The following is a 20,622-nucleotide window of genomic DNA, read 5'->3' as shown; positions in this document are numbered from 1 at the left end:
GGGGACAGCCAACCAAGGCAAGGTCCCGAACGGGTTGAACCGGGCGGTAGACTTGAACGGGCCGTTCTCCGGCCATTCTGCCCCGCGTCCTCCTGATCCTCCCGAGGCTGGGGCGTTCCCTGTTGTGAAAGGCCTTACCTGCTGTGATAACCGTCCAGGACCTCGAACTGCGCGCCGGCGCCCGACTCCTCATGGACCAGGTGAGCTTCCGCATCGACAAGGGCGACAAAATCGGCCTCGTGGGCCGTAACGGCGCCGGGAAAACAACCCTGACCCGCGTCCTGGCGGGGGAGGGCCTGCCGGCGGCCGGCAAGGTCACCCGCAGCGGTGAAATCGGCTACCTGCCGCAGGACCCGCGGACCCCGGACATGGAGCAGCTCGCGCGGGACCGCATCCTGTCCGCCCGCGGCCTGGACGTCGTCGTCGGCAAGCTCAAGAAGGCACAGGCCGACATGGCGAGCGAGGACGCTGAAGTCCAGCGCAAAGCCATGGCACGCTATGACCGTCTGGAGGCCGAGTTCCTTTCCGGCGGCGGCTACGCCGCTGAAGCCGAAGCGGCGGCCATCTCCTCCAACCTTGCGCTGCCCGAACGGATCCTGAACCAGCCGCTCAAGACCCTCTCCGGCGGGCAGCGGCGCCGCGTGGAACTGGCCCGCATCCTCTACTCCGGCGCCGAAACCATGCTCCTCGACGAGCCCACCAACCACCTGGACGCCGACTCCATCTCCTGGCTCCGCGACTTCCTCAAGAACCACCAGGGCGGCCTGATCGTCATCAGCCACGACGTCGAACTGCTCGAGGCCACGGTCAACAAGGTGTACCACCTGGACGCCAACCGCGCCCAGATCGACTTCTACAACATGGGCTGGAAGCGCTACCTGCAGCAGCGCGAAACGGACGAGCGCGCCCGTAAGCGCGAACGCGCCAACGCCGAAAAGAAAGCCCAGGTCCTGATGGACCAGGCCAACAAAATGCGTGCCAAGGCCACCAAGGCCGTGGCCGCGCAGAACATGGCCAAGCGTGCCGAGCGGCTCCTCACCGGCCTGGAGGCAGTCCGCGAGCATGACCGCGTGGCAGCGCTCCGCTTCCCGGATCCCTCGCCGTGCGGCAAGACCCCGCTCACGGCCGAAGGGCTCAGCAAGTCCTACGGATCGCTGGAAATCTTCACCGACGTGGATCTCGCCATCGACCGCGGTTCCAAGGTGGTCATCCTGGGCCTCAACGGCGCCGGCAAGACCACGCTGCTGCGGATGCTCGCCGGCGTGGACCAGCCCGACACCGGGGACATCGTCCCCGGCCACGGCCTCAAGGTGGGCTACTACGCCCAGGAACACGAAACCCTGGACCACGACCGCACGGTCCTGGAGAACATGCGCTCTGCCGCGCCGGACATGAAGGACGCCGAGGTCCGCGGCATCTTGGGCTCGTTCCTGTTCTCCGGCGACGACGTGGACAAGCCCGCCGGCGTGCTCTCCGGTGGCGAGAAGACGCGCCTGGCCCTGGCCACCATCGTGGCCTCCAGCGCCAACGTCCTCCTCCTCGACGAGCCCACCAACAACCTCGACCCCGCCAGCCGCGCCGAAATCCTCGGCGCACTGCGGAACTACACGGGCGCCGTCGTCCTGGTCAGCCACGACGAGGGCGCCGTGGAAGCCCTCAACCCCGAGCGTGTGGTGCTGCTGCCGGACGGCGTCGAGGACCTGTGGAACGAGGACTACCTGGACCTGATCACGCTGGCCTAGCGCTTAGCGCACCCGGAGTTCATGGGCTCCGGTGATATCGCGGAGCTGGTCGTAGGTGATGCTGAACATCGTGGTGTGGTCACCTGCGCCGGCCCAGAGGAGCTCCTGGCCGCTGAGGGACTCGTCCAACAGGGTGCGGATCTTCCGTGGATGGCCCACCGGCGCCACGCCGCCCACCGCCTGGCCCGTGTGCTTCAGTACAAACTCCGGTGAGGCGCGGCGGACCCTTCCCTCACCGAGGTGGCCCGCCACCAGGGCAGTGTCCACCCTTGCCGCCCCGCTGGCCAGGATAAGCAGCGGTTCGCCGTTCAGGTCAAAAACCAGGCTGTTGGTGATCGCCGCGACGTCGCAGCCCAGCGCCTCGGCCGCGGCCACCGCCGTAGGCACCCCGGCCGGGAAGCTGCGCACGGTATCCCCGACGCCGGCAGCCACCAGCGCAGCCTTCACCAGGCCAACGGGGCCGGCACTGCCGTTTTCGGTCATGGGTCAGTACCCCTGAGCGTCCAGGAGCGCGTCTTCCTCTTCCTCCGACGTCGCCTTCTTCCGCTTCCGCGGCGGGGACTGACGACGGCGGGCGGACGCGGCGGAATGGACGGTTCCATCATCCAGGGCGTCATCCTCGGCGTCGATGGCCGCGTTGCGCGCCTGCTGCCGCGCGGCGTAGCCGAAGCCCACGAACATCAGGATGCCGAAGGCGAACCACTGCAGCGAGTAGGACAGGTGCGTGCCCTCCTCGGTGGAAGGCTTCGGGAAGGCAGCCGGCATCTCCGCCGCCGGCGGAGTCTCGGACGCGAGCTGCCCGTACGCGCCGGTCAGCAGGGGATAGCCGAGTTCCCTGGAATAAGCGGCCAGGTCGATGGACGCCAACTGGCCTTCCGGTGCCCCGCGCTGCAGTTCAGGTTCAGGATGCTTCAAACGCACGACGGCGGTGACGTCACCGGAGGGCGGCGCCGGCACCGAGTCCGGGCTGCCGGGGTTCTTGTTGCCAATGGGGAGCCAGCCGCGGTCCACCACGACGGTTTCGCCGGACTCCAGCCGGAACGGGACCACAACCTCGTAGCCGGGCTGCCCGTTCAGGGGACGGTTCCGCACAATGCGCTGGCCCGCAACGTCATAGGAGCCCTTCAGCTCCACCTGGGTCCACTCCTTGGCCGGATCCAGGCGGGTGAACTGGTCGCGTGCCTGGTCGAAGGGAATGGGGGTGGCGGAGTAGTTGGTCACCACGCGGTCGATCTCGGCGAGCGTCTCCGCCCGGCGGTCCATCTGCCAGCGGCCCAGGAAGACACAGGCGGTGGCAAAGATCGCGGCCAGCAGGAGATAGCCCAGCCACTTGCTGGAAAAAAGGAAACGGTACATTCAGCTTTCCTGCTCCCAGGCGCTGTCCGGGGAACCGGCGTCGAGCGGGAGGGTTTCCTTCCAGAGCCCGCGCGTTTGCAGGTAGTCCTCCAGCCAGTCCCGGTGCTCTGCGCAGGCCAGCCAGATCTTGCGCCGCTCAGGGGTATGGATCTTCGGGTTGTTCCACAGGAGCTGCCAGGAGGCGCCGGACCGGCACGCTTTGCGGGAGCAGATTGCCCTTGTTTCGGCCACTGCAGGATCGGTCCCTGCGGCAAAGTCGAAGATGCTCATGATGCCTGCCGCTCCTCCCCGGGTTCGGTCCCGTCGTCGTTGATCAACTCGCCCTGCAGTACCTCGCCGCCGGGACCGTCGTCGCGGGCGGGCTGCACCGGGCTCTCTATTTCCGCCAGGGGAGCGGAGTCCAGCAGCGAATCGCTGTGCGCCTCGGCTTTGTCGCTCCCGTTCGCGATGACCACCGCGATCCATGGCAGGAACACGGCGCCGGCAACCGCAATGATCTTGAACCAGCCGTCCACCACGAAGATCAGGATCAGGCACACCATGCGGATGCCCATGGCCAGGGCGTACTGGATCATGCGTCTGCGCATGTCCTCGGAATGGGCTCCCGCGGCATCCGTAATGCTGTGGACCTCCGAGTCACCGGAGAACCGCCCGGGTTCTCCGGCCGCGGTCTGTCCCGCATGGTTTTCAAGGGTCACGGTGGCTTATCACGCTCCAAAGGCTTGCATCAATTCTCTCACCATCGGCAGTGCCACCCAAACCCGCGCCGGAGCTGGCGATAAGATCGTCAGGCAGCCCATCCCACCTTTGCTACCGCGGCTCAGCGTGCCGCAGAATTCCGGAGTGTCTTAATGACTGAAGCAGTTTCCGCCCCCCGCAGCGTCCTCATCACCGGCGGCAACCGCGGCATCGGCCTGGCCATCGCCGAGGCATTCCTGGCCAACGGGGACAAGGTGGCCGTGACCTACCGCAGCGAGTCGCAGCTGCCGGACGGAATCCTGGGCGTCAAGGCGGACGTCACTGACGAGGCATCCGTGGACGCTGCCTTCAAGGAGGTCGAAGCCGCCCACGGCCCCGTTGAGGTTCTGGTGGCCAACGCCGGCATCACCAAGGACACGCTGCTGCTGCGCATGAGCGAGGACGACTTCACGTCCGTCATCGACACCAACCTCACCGGTGCTTTCCGTGTGATCAAGCGCGCCTCCAAGGGCATGATCCGGCTCCGCAAGGGCCGTGTTGTCCTCATCTCGTCCGTCTCAGGCCTCTACGGCGCCCCGGGCCAGATCAACTACTCCGCCTCCAAGGCAGGCCTGGTGGGCATCGCCCGCTCCCTGACCCGCGAGCTCGGGTCCCGTGGCATCACCGCCAACGTGGTGGCCCCCGGCTTCATCAACACGGACATGACCGCCGAGCTCCCCGAAGCCACCCAGAAGGACTACCTTGCCAGCATCCCGGCGGGCCGGTTCGCCGAGGCCTCCGAGGTGGCCAACGTGGTCCGCTGGATCTCCAGTGACGAAGCCGCCTACATCTCCGGCGCGGTCATCCCGGTGGACGGCGGCCTGGGTATGGGCCACTGACCCCTCCGCCAAACTAGCCCTCCGGGGCTTCTTTGTGGGACCCGGACAACGGAATCGGCACCGGCCGCTGGCATGATGGACAGCAGGCCTTCATGGATTTAGACGTATCGAACAAAAGGAGCCCCTGTGGGACTGCTGGACAACAAGACCGCCATCGTCACCGGATCATCGCGCGGCATCGGCGCTGAGGTAGCCAAGATCCTCGCCGGCGAGGGCGCCGCCGTCGTGGTGAACTACCGCCAGAAGGCGCCCCGCGCCAACAAGGTGGTCCAGGGGATCGAGGCCGACGGCGGGCGCGCCGTGGCCGTGGGCGCGGACCTCACCACCCAGGAAGGCGTCCAGGCCCTGGCTTCCGCGGCGATGGAGAACTTCGGTTCCCTGGATATCCTGGTCCTCAACGCCTCCGGCGGCATGGAAACCGGCATGGGTGAGGACTACGCGCTCAAGCTGAACCGCGACGCCCAGCTGAACATGCTCAACGCCGCGGTGCCGCTGATGAAGGAAGGCTCCCGCGTGGTCTTCGTGACCAGCCACCAGGCGCACTTCATCAACAGCGTCCCCACCATGCCCGCCTACGAGCCCGTGGCCCGCAGCAAGCGGGCCGGCGAGGACGCCCTGCGCGAGCTCATCCCCAGCCTGGCCGAGAAGGGCATCTCCCTGGTGGTGGTGTCCGGCGACATGATCGAGGGTACCGTCACCGCCACGCTGCTGGACCGCTCCACGCCCGGCGCCATCGAGGCCCGCCGCGCAGAGGCCGGCAAGCTGTACTCCGTGGAGGAGTTCGCGCAGGTGGTGGCAGGAATGGCGACCGCCGACGTCGAATCCGGCCACACCGAGTACGCCGGCGGCGCAGATTACTTCGGCAAGGGCGCGCAGCAGTAGCCCAACGAGCCAAAGAAGAAGGAGTCCGGTGCACCGGCACCGGACTCCTTCTTCTCTTGCGTTATTGAAAGACGTTCAGACGCCGGCGACGTGCCGGACGGCGTCGAGGTAGGGCATGTTGACCGCGGCGTCCGCCACCGCCCGGACGGCGGGTTTGGCGTTGAAGGCCACGCCGATGCCGGCCGCCCCCAGCATGTCCAGGTCGTTGGCGCCGTCGCCCACGGCCACCGTGTGCTCCAGGGCAATGCCCTCGGCGGCCGCCCATTCGCGCAGGTATTTCTCCTTGGCAGCGCGGTCCACCACGGCACCCAGCACCTTGCCGGTCAGCACGCCGTCGACGATTTCCAGCTCGTTCGCCTGCCAGTAGTCCAGGCCCAGTTCCTCAGCGATCGGCTGCAGGATCTGGTTAAAGCCGCCGGACACCACGGCCACCACATGCCCTGCCGCCTTGAACGCGGCCACGAGCTCGGCGGCCCCTTCGCTGAGTTTCACTTCCTGCCGGACGGAAAGGACGACGTCGGCCGGCAGCCCCGCCAGTACGGCCACGCGGGCGTGCAGGCTCTGGGTGAAGTCCAGTTCGCCCCGCATGGCGGCTTCGGTGACGGCGGCCACCTCTTCGAATTTGCCGGCATACGCTGCCAGGAGCTCGATGACCTCCTGCTGGATCAGGGTGGAATCCACATCCATGATCAGCAGCTTGCGCGGGGCGGACCGCAGGCAGGCAGGAACAAGGGCGGTGTCCTGGCCTTCGATGCCGGCTTCGGCCACGGTCCGGCGGAGGGCGGCGAGGCCGGCGGCGGTGGCATCCGGAAGGGCCAGTTCCGCCACCTGCACGCGGTAACGTTCGTCACCCAGGGAGTCTTCCCGCAGCACCTCGGCGCCGGCTGCGGCCAGAACGGAACGCAGCTGCTCCAGCCCGTTTGGAGTCATATTTTGGCCATAGCTGACCGCAGTCACGTTCGAAGTCATGCCTGCAATCTTATCGAGCCGCTGCCGGGTCCTTTGCATTCATTGCGCAAGTCCCCGCAACTGCGCAATCCCGGCGGTGGACGCGGCGTTTCGGCGCCCGGCCACCGGTTATCAGTCGGCCTCTTTTTTGTCCTAGTGTCTACTCCTATGAGTGATGTTCTGGAATTGTCTTCCGTCAGTGTTGTCCGAGGTAAGAAAACCCTGCTGGACAAGATTGACTGGGAAGTCAATGAAGGCGAACGCTGGGTCATCCTGGGCCCCAACGGTGCCGGAAAGACCACCCTCCTGCAGATCGCAGCCGCACGGCTCCACCCCAGCAGCGGAACCGCCGGCATCCTGGACGAGACCCTGGGCCGCGTTGATGTGTTCGAGCTCCGCCCCCGCATCGGCCTTTCCTCGGCAGCCCTCGCCACCCAGATCCCCGAACACGAGAACGTCCTCAACGTTGTGGTGACCGCCGCCTACGGCGTCACCGGGCGCTGGCGGGAAGGCTACGAGCGCGACGACGAACGCCGCGCCTTCCGCCTGCTGAACGAGTGGGGAATGGGCCCGCTGCTGAACCGGACCTTTGCCACCCTGTCCGAAGGCGAACGCAAGCGCGTCCAGATCGCCCGTGCCCTTATGACGGACCCCGAACTGCTGCTGCTCGACGAGCCTGCCGCCGGCCTGGACCTCGGCGGCCGCGAGGAGCTGGTGCACAAGCTCGGCGAACTGGCCAGCGACGAGGCGGCGCCGGCGATGGTCCTGGTGACCCACCACCTGGAGGAAGTCCCGCCAGGCTTCACGCATGCCATGCTCCTGCGCGACGGCGGCGTGGTTGCCGCAGGCCCGATCACCGAAGTCCTCACCGATGAGCACCTCAGCACCACGTTCGGCCTCGACCTTGATGTCACGGAGAGCGCGGGCCGTTACACCGCCACCGCGCGCCGCTAAGCGGCAAACATCACGTTGGACCTGCTCAGCAGCATCTTTGTGTCCATTGCCGGCCTCTGGGCCGGCACCATCAATGCGGTGGTGGGCTCCGGCACGCTGGTGACGTTCCCGGTGCTCATCGCACTGGGGATCACACCTGTGGTCGCCTCCATGAGCAACGCCATGGGGCTCGTGGCCGGCGGCGCCGCGGGAGCCTTCGGATACCGGCGGGAACTCAAGGGCCGCGGCCGCCAGCTGCTGCGCCTGCTCCCGGCGTCGCTCCTGGGCGGCGTCTCCGGCGCCTGGCTGCTCCTGCACCTGCCGGAACAGGTCTTCCACTACGCCGCCCCCGTGCTGATTGTCCTGGCACTCCTGATGGTGGTGTTCCAGCCCCGCCTGCAAGCCTGGGTCCGGAACCGCGAAGAGAATCCCGAGCACGCAGTGCGGGACAAACAGCACGGTGTCCTTCTGGTGGCGCTGGTTTACCTTGCCGGGGTCTACGGCGGCTACTTCGTGGCGGCGCAGGGAATCCTGCTGGTGGGGATCCTGGGCGTCTTCCTCACCGGCACCATGCAGAACGCCAACGCCATGAAGAACATCCTGGTGCTGGGCGTCAACTTGGTGGCCGCCGTCTCCTACCTGCTCTTTGCCTTCGACCGGATCAACTGGCTGGTGGTGCTGCTGATTGCCGTCAGCTCAAGCATTGGCGGTCTTCTCGGGGCGAAGATAGGCCGCCGGCTCGCACCAACAGTGCTGCGCGCCGTGATCCTGGTCCTGGGCCTGGTGGCACTGGGATTCCTGATCGCGAATCTCCTGAAATAATCGCCCGGTGACAATACACTATCTTGAGTCCGCGGACGATCCCCGGGTTTCCGACTACACCCGGCTCACCGATGTCCACCTGCGCAAGCTCCGCGAGCCGGCGGAGGGCATGTACATCGCCGAATCATCCCGCGTCCTTCGCCGCGCCCTCGCCGCCGGCCACCAGCCGCGGTCCTTCTTCCTGGCCGAGAAGTGGCTTGAGGACCTGCAAGACGTCCTTGACGCCTACCCCGGCGTCCCGGCCTTTATCGGCAAGGCGGCGCTGCTCGAGGAGATCACCGGCTTCCACCTGCACCGGGGCGCCATGGCCGCCATGCACCGTCCGGCCCCAGTCCCGCTGCCTGAACTCCTCGCAGGCGCCCGGCGGGTGGCCGTGCTGGAGGACATCGTGGACCACACCAACGTCGGTGGTTCCAAAGTAAAAGGGCCGGATCGGGCTCAGATGCAAGGACGATCACGGATCGCGGTCCTTGAGAACCTTACGGATCACACGAACGTAGGGGCGATTTTCCGGAGCGCCGCAGCCATCGGCGTCGACGCTGTCCTGGTCTCGCCACAGTGCGCCGACCCGCTCTACCGACGTTCCATCCGGGTGTCGATGGGGACCGTGTTCCAGGTGCCTTGGACGCGGATCGAGTCGTGGCCTGGGGACCTTGAGGTCCTCAAGGAAGCAGGCTACTTCGTGGCCGGCATGTCGCTCGGCGAAGGTGCCATCACTCTTGATGAGCTGGTCGCCCAAGACCATCCGAACCTGGCGCTGGTCTTCGGAACTGAAGGCGATGGGCTGAAGCCGGAGACTGACCACATGCTCGACGCGCGCGTAACAATTCCGATGATGAATGGCGTGGATTCGCTGAATGTTGCGGCGTCATCCGCTGTGGCGTTCTACGCGACGAGGTAGCCGGTGCCGGAGGATAGCTTCAGAACCACACCAGCCATAAGAACCGTGCCCTTGAGATCCAGGAGGACCGCCGGGTGAGACCTGCCACCAGTGAACGCGCCCGCGGCGGGCTGTACCTTGCTGATTTCACGCTTCCCGCCGTGCGGTGCAGGGAAGGGACGTTCGGATTCGCGGAGTTCCGGCAACTGGAGAAAGCCAGGCAGCTGGGCTGGCCCGACGATGTGCTCGAACAATGGGTCTACGACCACGCCGGGAATGACTCCTTCCACTGACTACGGAGAGATTGATCTCAGCAACGTCAACTGGCAGGTGGAGGACTTGCCTGTCGTCGATTTCATTGTGCTGCCAACGGGGCCGTCCGACGTTGACGCCATTGAGCATTACGCAGAAAACCCGGATCACTGGATTGCTGTGCGCAGGCACGGCGTGCACCTGGGCGTAAAGCCCTGCTGGGAGGTCCACGGGACCTGGAATCGGTGGCCCATCCTGCTCGACCGGGACCTGGTCACTCCCGGGGATCGGGGGCTTCAGCTCGTCGAAGGACGCACCTGAGAATGTCAATCTGACTTGAGCCCACATTATTGTGAAAGTGCAGTCTGATCGGGGCCCACTTGAATATCTCAACCTGAAGTAGGGCTGGTGTGAAGACTTGGTCCCCCATGGACCCGCTGACCAGCGCCGGCGAATGCAAGCAGTCAGCGGAGGCTAGTGATGGTCAGGCTCCGTGCACGCCTGCTCATACTGATCACCACAACGAGGACGCCAAGTGGACATCCAGACGGAATTAAGCCGGTGGGTTATGGGTTCAGGGGTGTGAGATGGGCCTAGGTGAGGCATTATTCCGGTAAATCGACCAGCCCAACAAAAGACTGTTGTCCTGTGAAGTCCTCAGATAGGCTGACCCTGCCTGGGGGAGGCGATCAGCATTCCTTCTCGCATAGCTCAATGAAGAGCAGCCAACGAGGGGGAACTTATGAAGCATCGAAGCAAAGTCGTCTGGTCTTTATGTGCAACGCTGTTTGCGGCGTCTTTCGTCGCCGGCCCTAGCCCAGCTAGCGCTGAAAACTCATCCGAAAGCAAATCAAAGGAACAGGGTCAAACGGCCACAGCACCAGCGGCTGTGGAGCTCGTCACATCAACCGTTCCCCAACAATTAGCTGCCCTTGAGCAGTCAACCTGCGCCGTACCTGCCGAGGGTGAAACGGGAATCTGCATTACGCCCACAAAGAAGAGTCCCGATCCCAAGAAGGAAAAGTCCGGGACACTCACGCCGATGACGGTTCAGCCGATCCCATCATGGTGTGCAGAGGCAGGCGTACTTGATCAAGGTCAGTACCGGGCCAGCCGTTACCAGGCATGCGGGTCTTGGGGCTACAGAATGAACGTGGTCAAGGTAGTGAACGGCACGCAAACCATCACAGGCGTTATGGACTTCACCGTTACCGGGTTTCACTACGGCGCCCAAGACATCCCAACCGTCGCACATCAGATTACGGTGATCCCAAGCAGCATGACAGGGGATGCCGTCGGAACAACAGCAACAGCAACCGCTGGCTGCTGGACCAACTGCATAGACGGCTCAGTGGATTTCGGTACACAAGTGCTCACACCCGGGAACGGCTCGTCCGGGTAATTCTTCTACTCAACGACAGCGACTTCTCAAGGCGCGGTGGGACCGACGGGCAGCAACTGGAACCTGACATTCAAGGCCCCCTCGGCAACTAACACTATCCAGCTTGGGTCGTATTCGCTCAACGTCAGATGCGACACTGCAGTCCCCGGGATTTCCACGACAGGATGCGTTATCCCTGCCCTCACACCGTTCATCCAATACCAGGGGTTCAGTGAGTTTGGTGCACACGTGACTTTTGCCCAGCAAAGCGGCCTTCCCGGTGCGCCGTTCGACGCTCCGCTGCACCGGCTGACAGACGACTTTCTCCGAACCAAGAACCGCACGACGGCGTGCCCGGCCAGTTACTTCCGTCCACCAGGAAAATCATGCGACGAGTATCCGTTTGCTTCCACACATGAAGGCGCATTCACTGGCGGCGGCCGGGCAAGGACGTGGCCTTGGTGCCTTGTGGTCCTCACAAACGTCCCATCCACCGGAGCCACAGGCTACAGCGTATGCATGATAGACGAGGCCGAAAACTCATATGCTGGTTCTCTCCTCAACAGCGTCCTCTATGTCCCCATGCGAGTAATTGAGGCAGACGCATTTCATGTCGACATCCAATGAGAGGCAGCGGCACTTTGATCGAATCAGCAACTTTCGTGCTCAAGGCATTCGAGCATGTCGTGGACTTCGTAGTGGAGCCATTTCCTCCGACAGATCCCGCAGCTGCCCTGCAGGCGGCCATGCGTGGTGAGAGGCAGGAAACGCCGTTAATGGTTCCACTGATTTACACCGGCATCGCTGCGGGGCCAGTCGACCTGGCTATCGAGGTCCTCAGCAAGAGACCGGAGAATACCGCGACGGACTGGGAGGACATTCACGAGTTGTCCCTGACGTTCCCTGAAGGCAAGGCATACTTCAACGAGCCCACAGGCCGGGACAAGAAGGATATAGGGACCATTGAAGGCGAGCAGAAGGGCACCTACCGCGTCCGGCTTCACGCCACCGGGCGCGACACCGCCTTTGACGATGTCGTGGAGTCGCCAGTTGAGCGTCACCTGGTCCAGTTCTGGAAGGAGCCACCATCACCGGCGTCTGTCCTGTCATCGCAATCAGAACGAGGCAAGAGCCTGCCACGTTTCATAAAAATGTGGCAGGGACCACCCGGTGCCACGGCCGGCAGCGAACCACAGCTGCTAAACAGCCCGCCCGAACAGCGGTAGTCGCAGACCGAGGAGGCGGGCGCCGGTTCAGCCGGTGCCCGGCCCCCTAGCACACACGGCCAAACGCTCACCTACTATTAGCGCCTGCCGATTCAATACGCACCTGAAGTAAGCTGCCTAAGCGTCTGCATGCTGCTGGTTTTTGGTGTGGGCGAGGCGGTAGGAGTCGGTGCCGGTTTCGATGATGGTTCCTTTGAAGGTGAGCCTTATCGGACCCGGAAGCCTTTCTCCGCGGCGGCTGTTCCGAGGCCGATGAGCAGGTGGGATTTGCCGGTTCCGGAGTCCCCGATGAGGCACAGAGGCTGGCCTTTGCGGATCCAGTCGCCGGTGGCGAGGGTATTGATGGTTGCCTGGTTGATGTTGGGGTTGGCGTCGTAGTCGAAGTCGCCGAGCCATTTATCAGCCGCAAGGAGATCTGTCGGCCCGCCATCCCGACACCGCCAGGTATTAGTCCCCGAGCTGCACCCATGAGGTCGAGCTCACCTAGCCCGACCGTCGGTGATTCGGACTGGCGAGAGTGATGCAGTCATTTCGTCGCGTCGGCGGCGAAGGTGCACCAGGTTCTCCTGGAGGGCTTTGACCTCGCCCAGCCACTGGTGCTGCCGGGCTTCATCTAGGCGGGCTTCCGCGTTCGCAGTCATATCGTCTATTCGTGCTGCTTGTGCGGGGTCGACCTGCAGGAATCGGCATTTGATGCAGGCGTGTTCGTGCACGCAGGGGGTGGCGTAGGGACGGTGACAGGTCCCTAGAGCGACCCGGCGCAGGAGGAAGTGTTGTTCGAACTCTTGCCATTCCTCGGACGATGCCGGGCGCAACTCATGGCTCGGACGGGTTTCCCTGCGGCGTTCAATAAAAGCGTGGTGGGCCTGGATGACGTGCTCGGAGAACACGGCTGTGTAGCCGCGGGTGGTTTCCAGGTTCAGGTGTCCAAGGAGGGTGGAGACGATATGCAGGGGTAGGCCTGAGCCTACGAGCTCGGTGGCGAAGAGTCGTCGAAAATCGTGGGGTGTGAAAGTTACGGGCATGCCGCCATCGCTGAGGCCTGCGTGGGAGGCGATGCCGATGAGTAGCTTCCGAACGTAGTGATTGGACAGAACGTTTTGGGTGGGCCCGACCAGCCGGGCGAACAGGTGAGGCAAGCGATCGCTGAAGGTTTTGTCGTTGGGATCGTATGGGGTGGAAAGTGGCACGGCTTGGCCGGTGCCGCGGGCGCGCCGTTGAACCTCGACGAGGATTTTGACCAGTTCAGGGGACATTGGGATTAGTCGCTCCTGGTCAGTCTTGGACGGCACGATGTGCAGGAGCGGCACGATGGTGTTGGTTGTGGGAGCCACATAGTGGCGGAGGGACAGCTGAGTCAGCTCCAGTAGTTCTTCGATCCGGACTCCGGTTTCCTTGAGGGTTGATGCCACGGTCCAGCCCCAGAAGCTGTCGGCTTCGACAGCGGTGATGTCGGCCCGTTTTCCCACCGGAACGGGTGGTCTGGAACCTGCCTCGGCGCTTATCACCTCTGCCCAAATCCTGGCGCGAGTGTTCGCCTTGGTCCGTACGGGCGGATCGTGGCGCCGATAGGTCACCCCGTCGACGGTGTACGTCTCCAGGTGGACGGCGGCCACGGTGCGTTCGAGCAGGCTGTGGCCTTTTCCTTCAGGTCCTCAGCGGAGCGCATGAACCGCGGCAAGAGCGGTGTGAGGGATCGGGTGCGTTGCTGCATTCGTGCCGCCACCTGGCGTCGGCGCTTGGAATAGGCCTTGGATTCGGCGCGTGGAAGTGGGATTGGTGCGACCCAGATGGCCCAGCGTTCGGGTTGGTCGTGCGACCACTCGGCGATGTCCCGGTAGAGGGCCCGGACGGCGAAGAATGTTGAGGCTGTTTCGTTGCGTGGTGTTCCTCCCAGCGTGGTCTTGATGCGTTCGCGCCACTGGACGGCAACGTCCGGGGCAAGATGCAGGTTCTGTTGGGCGGGGTTGATGTCGAGTACCTCGGCCCAGAACAGCCGGATCAGCCTGTAGGAAAGGCCTTCAAGCGAGCCGTAATCCATGTTGGGTTTGAGCTCTTCGAGGTAATCGATGAGCAGGTTTCTGACTCCTGATTCCGGGATGCCGTAGCGTCGGACCAGGGTTTCAACGGTGTGTCTGCGGTTGACCACGTTTGCATGCCAGGCCGCCCGCAGCGTCGCGGGCTCGCCGGCGAGAGGTCCGAGGGTGACCAGCAGTTCCCACGCCAGGTGCTCCTTGGCGTGCCGCGTGCTGGTACGAGCGGTGTGTGAATAGGCCAGGATGTCTTCCCCGGTCAGCTGGGCCAAGCGTTTTCCCGTTCTCACCATCACCCTCGCAATGGCGTTCTCAGCGTTCCGGCGCACGAGTTGGTGCGCTGCCACGTATTGGGGAAGGCTACGCATGCGCGGCGTTTCCTCCGGTTCGGCGGCGTCCAGGAAACTGACAGCTCCTTGGCTGAGGTTCCACTGCTTCGAAGAGAACATCCACTCGTAGGACGGGCGGACAAGCCGGGCCCGGACGATGCTCGTCAGGCCCAGGCTGATCTGCTGCCTCGGTCGTGCCAGCCGTCCGCTGAGTTCAACGAGGCCAGTTCTCGGTGCTTGGTCCAAGCCGGATGCGAACCAGCGTTCATCCCATGTTTCCCCAGGAAAGTGCAGCAGCCATTCCAAAACTGCGCGTGTAGCACGGCTGGTGGATCTTTCACGCTTTGGGCTCCTCCCGTAGGCGCCGTTACTGCGATCAACCCAGGCGAGGGCTTCCTCAGCTCCAAGCGACTGTAGATGCCGAAACTCCCACTGTTCGTCCTGCGGACCCAGAATGCCGGCGTCGTAGGCTGGACGGGGCATTGCCTTATTCCCTGCCGTAACAGCACTGTCAGCCTGCAGCCGCAACTCCTTGACGCGTGTCGAGGTTTGGGCTGCGGCGACCTGGGCCGCCGACCGGAGGTCCTGCGTGACGATTTCGCCCGTCATTCCCGCAGTCCCAGCAGTTCGCGCAAGGCCGCGTCGTCGTACTCCGGCTCGATGCCCGGCGCCTCCTGCGGAGGCCTGGCGTAGTGCTCCAGGACTTTCTGCAATACGTCCTTCATCCGGGGCTGGGTGTAGATGGTTGTGGTCGTGACGTTTACGTGGCGAAGCACGGTTTGTACGTCGACAAGAGTGAACGCGGGATCGGCGATCATCCGTTCAGCGGCCGTGTGCCGCAGATCGTAAAGGGTCCAGTTCGAGCCCAACTTTTTCTGCGCTCTGGCGAACATCTGCCGCGCAGCCGCGTACTCAAGCGGTCGCCGGTTCTTGGGGTGCAGCGTCCACCAGACGCGATCCCCGGGTGAGGCCGGCTGACCTTCGCGCATGTACAGCGCCAACCACACGAAAGCATCAGGGCTGGCGGGAATGAGATCGCGATTGCGGGTTCCCTTGCTCGTCACTACCAGCGTGTGTTCCCCGAAGTCGTAATCCCCGTGCCGTAATCCAAGTAGCTCCTCCGCACGGGCGCCGCTGCTAAGCCAAAAGGACAGCAAGGCCCTGTCCCGGTGACTTGTCAGTCCGTTGAAATAGACACCATAGCCGCGTCCGGGATTCCCCGCCACGCTGGTTTTGGAACACGTTGCCGGTAAGTCCCCCGCCGTGGTGGTCGAAACTGCTCCATTGGGTTGTGGTGCGCGTAAGCCCTTGTCCCTGAGCTCCGCTGCCGGGGCACTGGGTTGACCAGCGGGCCAAAATTCATCTCGAGGGCGAAGTCGTAAAAGCTAGATAAGACCGTGAGCTCATGATTGATCGAATTGGCTGAGAACGTGGCGCCTGGTCCTCGCTTTCGCGTCACTGTGTTGGTGGTGACGGTCTGGTCGCTCCCCCTTCGCAAAGCGTTCGCCGTGGGGGAAGCCCGCATGTGTTCCACCAACGCCCTGACATCAAGTCGTTCAGCCCGTTCCCAAGGTACGAACCGGTCATGAAGAAATCGGAACCAGCGCAACAAGTCGTAGGCGTAACTTCGGAGTGTTGAAGGAGAACAGTCGGAGGCCGAAAGGTCACGCAGGAACGACGAAACAGCCATGTGTTCCGTGTCCGGGAAAATCAGCCTGTACGGCAGACCAGCATCTGCCTTCAGCACCCTGCCCACAATGCATGTCACAGGTTCAGCCTCTCTGACGAGGGTTTCCAATGGACCAACACAAGGTGCAGTTAACATGCCGGACCCACCACTCGTTCTCCACACGTTGACGCCCGCCGCCATAAATGACCTTCGTGACAGCACTTGTGAGATTGTCATACCGGATATGCTTCATCGGGACACCGCCTAAAGCGTTGAATGCTTCGATATGGCCTTCCAGGAAGGCCTCCTGCCCGCAGGTCGGATATATCCGGTGCACGGACTTCCCGGAGTGGGAGAGCCGGAACGCGAACATGTAGCATCGGGTGCGGACTCCGCAGATGTCGACCCACACGTCCCCGAAATCGACTTCAGCCTCAGCCCCAGGTGCGTGTTCCTGGGGGACAAAGACCTCCAAGATTGCTTTCCCGGCCTCGAATGCGATCGCGGCCCGGCGGACTTTCACATACTGGCGCACCGTCGAATAAGAAATCACTGCCTGGTGTTCGTCTACCAACCGGTCAAAGACACGCTGGGCAGTGTGGCGCTGCTTCCGCGGAGCATCAACATCAGCGAGCAGCATCTGATCGATCAGGGCCCTGTACCGATCCAGCTTCGGGGAGGAGCGGGCGGAGACTCTACGAGATGGGGGTTCCGCCGCGGCGAGGGCCTGCCGGACTGTCCTGCGGGACACACGATGCGCCCTGGCAAGCGACCGAATCGAGAGTCCTCTGACCCGTGCATCCCGACGGATCCTTGCAAATAACTCCACCCTCAACCCCATCACTGCCTTCCATCGTCGGAAAAACACTTTGATGAAATCAACGGTGGGGTGGGCTCAGCTCAAACTGCGATTCATCTCCCGGCGAGCCGTCAGGTGGGTCCCAAACAGACTGCGAAAGTGGTACCAACTCAAACTGCCATAATCAGACCTGGATGCCAATTTCCTTACCCACCCGCCGAGTGGTGGCTAGCTTTGCAGTCCACCGGTCCGGCCAGCCCGCGGCGACCCACTCGGCTTGGGGCTGGTGTCCCAGTCCGCCGAGATGGACGACCTCGTCTATGGCAGTCTTTTGCCGGGCGGTAACCGACGACACCACATCGAGCGGTCCGTCCCAACCGTATCCGTCAAGAAACGCCGTGATCCTGGCTCCACGGTCCAAGGTTTCATCGAATCCGCGGGTTCGGAGCTCTGTCGGGTCGTCCTCAAACGGCGCGAACCATTCAAGGGCATACGCGACATCGCTCAGTCGGTCGCCGAGGCGGGCGACGTCCCAATCGAACCGGCCGACGGCAACACCGTCACGCCACGCAAAGTTCGCAGGCTGCGGGTCGCCATGACAAATTACGTCGCCGGGTGAGAACGGTACCGCCCACATCGCATCTGCGGGAGGCTCCCAGCCTGCTGTTGCGTCATGGACCCTGCGCAGCAGCTGACCTGCAGAACGGACAGACTCATTGCTGAGCTGGTGGCCCATGCATCCGGGCCGGCTTCGCCGGGGATGTATGTCACGTAACTCGAGGCCGCCGCGGACGCTGATTGTTGCGGGAACGGGCAATTCCGAACCACGCAAATGCTTGAGCAGGGCGTGCACCGTTGATGTCCATGGCTTCGCTGGCCGCTCAACGACATTCCGATTGATGCGGACCTCACGTTTTTGTCCCACCTGAACAGGTTAGCGGTCCCTATACGCGTACCCACCTGCATTTTGGTCCCGGCAGCACATGACATCGCCGCGCCAACGACACAGCACGGCCGAAAGGCACCTTGATGGCTTCAAAGGTGCCTTATGCCTGACACACTGTGAGCATGCTCAAACAGGAAGTCTTGGACGCTGCCCTGGCTCGGGCCGATGCTCTGAGGAGGCGGGACGGTGAGCAGTTACGCCGCTTGCTGCATTCTCAGTTTCGCTGGGTTTCGCATAAAGGACACCACTTTGACCGCGATACGTACCTCGAATCCAACGTCAAAGGCCAAAACACGTGGCACGCTCAGGTTCTTGAAGCGCCGGACATCACGATCCTGGGAACAGCGGCTGTGCTTACCTGCACCGTAAGGGATGATGTGTCGAATGGCGCGGGGCGAAAGGAGTACCGCATGCCAATGACCCAGGTCTGGGTTTACGAGGGAACCTGGAAACTCGTTGCAGGCCATGCCGGCCCGCTTATTGAGTCTGTATAGAGCGACTGCACCGGCCCATTGACGGGACGATCTAGACTCTGAGCCATGTTGGGGACCGGCAAGGTTGAAATCAGCGATGGCCTCATTGTGCTTCGCCCTCTGAACATGGGGGATGCAGACGCCCATCTCGCCGGGGAGGATGCTGAGCTGGTGCGTTGGCTGAACGGAGGCCCTGGCACTGAAGAGTCGGTTCGACGGCACATCGAGCGCGTTGAGAAGATGTGGCAGGACGGCGGACCCGTATTTACTTTCGGGATCCGGCTCCTGGCCGAAGATAGCCTCATCGGAACGATAGACGTCCAACTCCGCCAGGATGCTTACCACCGTGATCAAGCCAATCTTGCCTACGGGCTATACCCTGCATGGCGCGGATATGGGTTCGCCACCCGGGCAGTGCGCCTCGCTCTCGAGTTCTTGCGGCCAGAGGCCAATGTCCATTCAGCACTGATCCGGGCCGACCCGGCGAACGTGTCATCGGCTGCAGTAGCCCTTAGGGCCGGCTTCAGGCTAACGAAACCTGGTGCCGAAACTGGCGACGGTCACGACTGGTACGAGTACGTGCTGCGCTAAAGGAGCGCCTGAAACCCCTGGTTCCTTTGCGGGTTATCGGTGATCGATGATCAGTTTGTCCAGGATATGTCTGTTCATTTCCATCGAGTCGATATCGGGATGGTTAGCCGCAGCCCATGCGGCCAAAGCAGCACTGTAGTTGGTGAGCGGCCCGCCGGGATCGGGCACGCGGTTCGCTTCGGCCCGCAACTTATTAATGGCTGCTTGCGCCTGCGCCGGCAGCGCCGGTTTTTCGCCTTGCCTTACATCCGGAGGGGACATGTACCGACTCCAGGCTTCGCTGTAGCGTTTCAGCACTGTATTCAGTTCTTTGTCGTCCATGGCTCAATTATGAGGGCGAGGGGGTGCAAGAAAGCCCTCAAGTCAGCCGTGGTTCTCAGGGGCGGCGTGGAGTCTACTGGAGAAGATCCCCAAGCGGCCGTCCAGCCAGCCACCGGCCAACGCACATAGTGGCCTTGCTTGTTCAAATGGAAGAATTCGAGGATGACAATGGCTGCTGCGACTATCCCTGCCCGCCTTCGGCCCACGCTTGGCGCCTTGGTGTCCGCGTGCAGGGACGACGAGAGGGTGCGCTCAGCCTGGCTCGAAGGCTCGATCGCGCAAGGTGTAGCGGACGACTGGAGCGATATTGACCTGCATCTGGTGGTTGAGGAGCCGGAGGAGTTCGACGCTCAAGGCTGGCTGAGCGCGATCATCCCGCTAGTTCTGGCGGACTCTATTCCCGGGGTGCCGGGAGCGCTGATATGCCTCACGCCGGACTGGATCCACATTGATCTCGTTCTGCACTCAAGCGCCGAGAATTTGCCGGATAACCAGCGTGAGGTGCTTTTGGATCGTGATGACGACAGCGTCGCGAGCACGGCCGTGCTCGCGCCCGGCCCTGGCGATCCCTACTTCCCCGAGCAGCAAGTATGGATCTTCCTGTACTTCATGGGGACAGCCATCGCTGCCCATCACCGCGGTGACCTGATAGCCCTCCTGCATACAACTTCGACAATGCGGGATCGGCTCCTGATCCAGTTAATGCTTGCGGAAAACGGGGTAGAGGCAGAGGCCGGAGCCAAGAGAACTACGAGGCATCTGAACGCCGAACAGATGGACTGCCTTCGTTCCCTGCCCGCCCCCGCGGTTAGTGAAGCGTCCTTGCTCCAGGCGCTGAAAGTGATCGCAGCGGAGTATCTCAGACGGGCATATCGGCTGGCGCGCAATTGCCAGGCTGTTTGGCCAGATGAGCTCGAACTCGCGACCAAGCGCCTCTGGGCCCGGGAGCTCGGCTTCAACCTCTAGCCGCCAGCCCAGCGTCTTTCCTTGAGTTGCACACAGTCAGCGGATCTGCTGGTCAAGGTTTTGCTGGTCGTAGAGCTCCCGGGATTCTCCGATCGCGTCTTTGTGCTCCAGGGACCAGTCAGCGAGCTGTTTGACCAGCATGGTGAGGCTGTTCCCGCGTTCGGTGAGTTCGTAGGTGACCTGGCCGGGACGGTGGCGTACACAGTCCGGTTAACCAGTCCCGTTCAAGGCGACTCATCGTGAGCGTCAGCATGCGCTGTGAAATCCCGTCGATGGCCCGCTGGAGCTCCCGGAAGCGTCTTACCCCGGAGGCCAGCTCCACGATGACCAGCACCGACCACTTGTCACCGATGCGGTCGAGGACGTCCCGGATCCCGCAGTCAGGATGGCTGGCGGCGGCGTGCTGGCAGGGTGCTCACTGGTTCACCTGACCCCGGAGGAGCTGCCCGAGGTTCTCGCTGAGCTTCGCCGCGTCCTCAAACCACAGGGGCACCTG

General features: G+C 63.2%; 25 protein-coding genes and 3 pseudogenes. 14 read left to right on the top strand and 14 right to left on the bottom strand.

Annotated features, from left to right (window positions below; all coding sequences use genetic code 11):
- Positions 1–143 precede the first annotated feature (143 nt).
- Positions 144–1,742: an ABC-F family ATP-binding cassette domain-containing protein gene (locus AC5RUO_RS09105; protein ID WP_494009116.1), complete on the top strand. Its 1,599-nt coding sequence runs from the start codon at positions 144–146 to the stop codon at positions 1,740–1,742.
- A 3-nt stretch (positions 1,743–1,745) separates the two neighbouring features.
- On the opposite strand, the gene AC5RUO_RS09100 is transcribed toward AC5RUO_RS09105, so the two are convergent.
- The 4 genes from AC5RUO_RS09100 to AC5RUO_RS09085 are packed head-to-tail and all read right to left on the bottom strand — an operon-like array spanning position 1,746 to position 3,796.
- Positions 1,746–2,225, bottom strand: coding sequence for a YbaK/EbsC family protein (locus AC5RUO_RS09100; protein WP_494103298.1), 480 nt, complete (start codon positions 2,223–2,225; stop codon positions 1,746–1,748).
- Positions 2,226–2,228: 3 nt separating this feature from the next.
- Positions 2,229–3,098, bottom strand: a complete 870-nt coding sequence (locus tag AC5RUO_RS09095) for an SURF1 family cytochrome oxidase biogenesis protein (protein ID WP_494009118.1) — start codon at positions 3,096–3,098, stop codon at positions 2,229–2,231.
- Positions 3,099–3,368, bottom strand: a complete 270-nt coding sequence (locus tag AC5RUO_RS09090; RefSeq protein ID WP_494009119.1) for a hypothetical protein — start codon at positions 3,366–3,368, stop codon at positions 3,099–3,101.
- Complete coding sequence (locus tag AC5RUO_RS09085; protein ID WP_494009120.1) at positions 3,365–3,796, bottom strand: DUF3099 domain-containing protein; 432 nt, start codon at positions 3,794–3,796, stop codon at positions 3,365–3,367. Before AC5RUO_RS09085 ends, AC5RUO_RS09090 begins: the two co-directional genes overlap by 4 nt.
- Positions 3,797–3,949: 153 nt before the next feature.
- Here AC5RUO_RS09085 and AC5RUO_RS09080 point away from each other — a divergent pair, with 153 nt between their 5' ends.
- Together AC5RUO_RS09080 and AC5RUO_RS09075 are read left to right on the top strand one after the other, a co-directional pair.
- The gene (locus AC5RUO_RS09080) at positions 3,950–4,675 is read left to right on the top strand and encodes a beta-ketoacyl-ACP reductase (RefSeq protein WP_009358277.1); all 726 of its coding nucleotides are present in this window, start codon (positions 3,950–3,952) and stop codon (positions 4,673–4,675) included.
- A gap of 126 nt (positions 4,676–4,801) precedes the next feature.
- Complete coding sequence (locus AC5RUO_RS09075; RefSeq protein WP_494009122.1) at positions 4,802–5,557, top strand: SDR family oxidoreductase; 756 nt, start codon at positions 4,802–4,804, stop codon at positions 5,555–5,557.
- Between the two features lie 75 nt (positions 5,558–5,632).
- On the opposite strand, the gene serB is transcribed toward AC5RUO_RS09075, so the two are convergent.
- The gene (gene serB / locus AC5RUO_RS09070; RefSeq protein WP_494009123.1) at positions 5,633–6,526 is read right to left on the bottom strand and encodes a phosphoserine phosphatase SerB; all 894 of its coding nucleotides are present in this window, start codon (positions 6,524–6,526) and stop codon (positions 5,633–5,635) included.
- Between the two features lie 147 nt (positions 6,527–6,673).
- Here serB and AC5RUO_RS09065 point away from each other — a divergent pair, with 147 nt between their 5' ends.
- The 8 genes from AC5RUO_RS09065 (at position 6,674) to AC5RUO_RS09030 (ending at position 11,999) form a co-directional block, all read left to right on the top strand.
- A complete protein-coding gene (locus AC5RUO_RS09065; RefSeq protein WP_494009124.1) occupies positions 6,674–7,459 on the top strand; it encodes an ABC transporter ATP-binding protein in 786 nt (261 codons plus the stop codon).
- Between the two features lie 15 nt (positions 7,460–7,474).
- Positions 7,475–8,260: a sulfite exporter TauE/SafE family protein gene (locus tag AC5RUO_RS09060; RefSeq protein ID WP_494103297.1), complete on the top strand. Its 786-nt coding sequence runs from the start codon at positions 7,475–7,477 to the stop codon at positions 8,258–8,260.
- A gap of 7 nt (positions 8,261–8,267) precedes the next feature.
- Positions 8,268–9,161: a TrmH family RNA methyltransferase gene (locus tag AC5RUO_RS09055; protein WP_494009126.1), complete on the top strand. Its 894-nt coding sequence runs from the start codon at positions 8,268–8,270 to the stop codon at positions 9,159–9,161.
- Between the two features lie 74 nt (positions 9,162–9,235).
- Positions 9,236–9,433: a hypothetical protein gene (locus tag AC5RUO_RS09050; protein WP_494009127.1), complete on the top strand. Its 198-nt coding sequence runs from the start codon at positions 9,236–9,238 to the stop codon at positions 9,431–9,433.
- Positions 9,417–9,713 carry a hypothetical protein gene (locus AC5RUO_RS09045; RefSeq protein ID WP_494103296.1) on the top strand — a complete coding sequence of 99 codons (297 nt, stop codon included), beginning with the start codon at positions 9,417–9,419 and terminating at the stop codon, positions 9,711–9,713. The genes AC5RUO_RS09050 and AC5RUO_RS09045 overlap by 17 nt, the downstream gene beginning before the upstream one ends.
- 421 nt (positions 9,714–10,134) lie before the next feature.
- Positions 10,135–10,794, top strand: a complete 660-nt coding sequence (locus tag AC5RUO_RS09040; protein ID WP_494103295.1) for a hypothetical protein — start codon at positions 10,135–10,137, stop codon at positions 10,792–10,794.
- A gap of 36 nt (positions 10,795–10,830) precedes the next feature.
- A complete protein-coding gene (locus AC5RUO_RS09035) occupies positions 10,831–11,400 on the top strand; it encodes a NucA/NucB deoxyribonuclease domain-containing protein (protein WP_494103294.1) in 570 nt (189 codons plus the stop codon).
- A gap of 14 nt (positions 11,401–11,414) precedes the next feature.
- Positions 11,415–11,999, top strand: a complete 585-nt coding sequence (locus AC5RUO_RS09030; RefSeq protein ID WP_494009132.1) for a hypothetical protein — start codon at positions 11,415–11,417, stop codon at positions 11,997–11,999.
- A 209-nt stretch (positions 12,000–12,208) separates the two neighbouring features.
- On the opposite strand, the pseudogene AC5RUO_RS09025 reads toward AC5RUO_RS09030, so the two are convergent.
- From AC5RUO_RS09025 to AC5RUO_RS08995, 7 genes and pseudogenes are all read right to left on the bottom strand, one after another.
- Positions 12,209–12,400, bottom strand: a pseudogene (locus tag AC5RUO_RS09025) (ATP-binding protein); the annotation flags it as partial.
- A 78-nt stretch (positions 12,401–12,478) separates the two neighbouring features.
- A complete protein-coding gene (locus AC5RUO_RS09020; protein ID WP_494103293.1) occupies positions 12,479–13,615 on the bottom strand; it encodes a tyrosine-type recombinase/integrase in 1,137 nt (378 codons plus the stop codon).
- Positions 13,573–14,607: a hypothetical protein gene (locus AC5RUO_RS09015; protein ID WP_494103292.1), complete on the bottom strand. Its 1,035-nt coding sequence runs from the start codon at positions 14,605–14,607 to the stop codon at positions 13,573–13,575. Before AC5RUO_RS09015 ends, AC5RUO_RS09020 begins: the two co-directional genes overlap by 43 nt.
- Before the next feature lie 359 nt (positions 14,608–14,966).
- The gene (locus AC5RUO_RS09010) at positions 14,967–15,587 is read right to left on the bottom strand and encodes a tyrosine-type recombinase/integrase (RefSeq protein ID WP_494103291.1); all 621 of its coding nucleotides are present in this window, start codon (positions 15,585–15,587) and stop codon (positions 14,967–14,969) included.
- Positions 15,539–16,051, bottom strand: a complete 513-nt coding sequence (locus AC5RUO_RS09005) for a site-specific integrase (RefSeq protein WP_494103396.1) — start codon at positions 16,049–16,051, stop codon at positions 15,539–15,541. Before AC5RUO_RS09005 ends, AC5RUO_RS09010 begins: the two co-directional genes overlap by 49 nt.
- Before the next feature lie 139 nt (positions 16,052–16,190).
- A pseudogene (gene istA / locus AC5RUO_RS09000) lies at positions 16,191–16,871 on the bottom strand (IS21 family transposase); the annotation flags it as partial.
- Between the two features lie 142 nt (positions 16,872–17,013).
- Entirely contained in the window at positions 17,014–17,754 is a 741-nt protein-coding gene (locus tag AC5RUO_RS08995; protein ID WP_494103290.1) for a phosphotransferase enzyme family protein, read from the bottom strand.
- 143 nt (positions 17,755–17,897) lie between these two features.
- Between AC5RUO_RS08995 and AC5RUO_RS08990 the strand changes: the two genes are divergently transcribed.
- Entirely contained in the window at positions 17,898–18,269 is a 372-nt protein-coding gene (locus AC5RUO_RS08990; RefSeq protein ID WP_494103289.1) for a nuclear transport factor 2 family protein, read from the top strand.
- A 45-nt stretch (positions 18,270–18,314) separates the two neighbouring features.
- Positions 18,315–18,839, top strand: coding sequence for a GNAT family N-acetyltransferase (locus AC5RUO_RS08985; RefSeq protein WP_494103288.1), 525 nt, complete (start codon positions 18,315–18,317; stop codon positions 18,837–18,839).
- Positions 18,840–18,872: 33 nt separating this feature from the next.
- Here AC5RUO_RS08985 and AC5RUO_RS08980 read toward each other — a convergent pair whose 3' ends face one another.
- On the bottom strand, positions 18,873–19,160 hold the full coding sequence (locus AC5RUO_RS08980) for a hypothetical protein (RefSeq protein ID WP_494009136.1): 288 nt from the start codon (positions 19,158–19,160) through the stop codon (positions 18,873–18,875).
- Positions 19,161–19,322: 162 nt separating this feature from the next.
- Between AC5RUO_RS08980 and AC5RUO_RS08975 the strand changes: the two genes are divergently transcribed.
- A complete protein-coding gene (locus AC5RUO_RS08975) occupies positions 19,323–20,126 on the top strand; it encodes a nucleotidyltransferase domain-containing protein (protein ID WP_494103287.1) in 804 nt (267 codons plus the stop codon).
- A gap of 265 nt (positions 20,127–20,391) precedes the next feature.
- On the opposite strand, the pseudogene AC5RUO_RS08970 reads toward AC5RUO_RS08975, so the two are convergent.
- Positions 20,392–20,448: pseudogene (locus tag AC5RUO_RS08970) on the bottom strand (winged helix-turn-helix transcriptional regulator); the annotation flags it as partial.
- Between the last annotated feature and the right edge of the window lie 174 nt (positions 20,449–20,622).

The sequence above is a fragment of the Arthrobacter sp. Y3221087 genome, assembly GCF_059089905.1.
This window is presented reverse-complemented; position numbering and strand designations above follow the sequence as displayed.